This window comes from Phenylobacterium aquaticum (assembly GCF_022695515.1).
GTDB lineage: Bacteria > Pseudomonadota > Alphaproteobacteria > Caulobacterales > Caulobacteraceae > Phenylobacterium > Phenylobacterium aquaticum.
In genome coordinates this window covers 1-1431 of the sequence record NZ_JALDPT010000087.1, presented here as the reverse complement: position 1 = coordinate 1431, position 1431 = coordinate 1, and the positions used below count along the sequence as shown (strand labels likewise).

The window sequence follows — 1431 nt, the reverse complement described above, 5'->3', positions numbered from 1 at the left end:
GAGCCCATGCCGATGAGCTCGGCGCCCAGGGCTAACGCGGCGCGTTCGGCCTGTTCCGGCGGGCGGGTTCGGCTGACCAGGATCTTCAGCGCGCCGGGGCAGGGGCCGAGCGCGGGCGCGTCGGTGCAATAGGCGACGCCGAGGTCCGGCTGGGCCACGGCGCCGATGGCGGCGACGCCGTCGATGGCGAGCGCCACATGTACCGCCCAGTCGGGGCGGGCTTCGGAATATTCCCGGGTGCCGTCGAGGGGATCGACGATCCAGACGCGGGACTTCTCCAGCCGGGCCGGATCGGCCGCGCCTTCCTCCGACAGCACGCCGTCCTCAGGCCGCTGGTGGGCGAGCGCCTGGACCAGGAACTGGTGGGCGACGGCGTCGCCTGCCGCGCCCAGGGCCTTGCCGGTGACGAGGCCGCTTTCGCGCAGGGTGATCAGCAACTGGCCGGCGGTCTCGGCGAGCTTCAGGGCCAGTTCGGCGTCGGTCATGGGTGGGCTTCCAGCCAGGTGGTGATCGCCTCGGCGGCCTGGGCCGGGGTCATGGCCTGGGTGTCGATGCGGATCTCCGGATTTTCCGGCGCTTCGTACGGGCTGTCGATGCCCGTGAAGTTCTTCAGCTGACCGGAGCGGGCCTTGGCGTAGAGGCCTTTTACGTCGCGGCGCTCGGCCTCGGCCAGGGAGGTGTCGATATGGACCTCGATGAAGTCGCCCTCGGGCATCAGCTCGCGGGCCATCCGCCGCTCGGCCCGGAAGGGCGAGATGAAGGAGACCAGCACGATCAGGCCGGCGTCGGCCATCAGCTTGGCCACCTCGGCGACGCGGCGGATGTTCTCCACCCGGTCCTCGTCGGTGAAGCCGAGATCCTTGTTCAGGCCGTGGCGGACATTGTCGCCGTCCAGCAGATAGGTGTGGCGGCCTTCGGCGTAGAGCTTCTTCTCGACCAGATTGGCGATGGTCGACTTGCCGGCGCCGGAGAGGCCGGTCAGCCAGACCACCTTGCCGCCGTGGCCCATCTGGGCCGCGCGGGCGGCGCGGTCGATATCCAGCGCCTGCCAGTGGATGTTCTGGGAGCGGCGCAGGGCGAAGTGCAGCATGCCGGCTGCGACCGTGCGGTTGGAGATCCGGTCGATGAGGATGAAGCCGCCGAGATCGCGGTTCTCGGCATAGGCGTCGAAGGCGATGGCCGCGTCGAGGGAGAGGTTGCAGACCCCGATCTCGTTGAGCTCCAGGCGCTTGGCGGCCAGGTGCTCGAGCGTGTTCACATTGACCTTGTACTTGGGCTCGGTGATCGAGGCGCCGACCGTGCGGGTCCCGATCTTCAAGAGATAGGGCCGGCCGGGCAGCATGGCCTCGTCGTCCATCCAGACTACGGTGGCCTCGAACTGGTCGGCGACCTCGGGCGGCGAGGCGGCGGTCGACAGCACGTCGCCGCGGG

General features: G+C 69.6%; 2 protein-coding genes. Both read right to left on the bottom strand.

Annotated features, from left to right (window positions below; translation table 11 throughout):
• On the bottom strand, positions 1–485 hold a 485-nt coding region (locus MQH10_RS26200; protein WP_336605246.1), incomplete at its 3' end, for an inositol monophosphatase family protein.
• Positions 482–1431, bottom strand: a 950-nt coding sequence (gene cysC, locus MQH10_RS26195) for an adenylyl-sulfate kinase (protein ID WP_242566898.1), incomplete at its 5' end; no start/stop codon positions are given. The genes MQH10_RS26200 and cysC, both read right to left, overlap by 4 nt.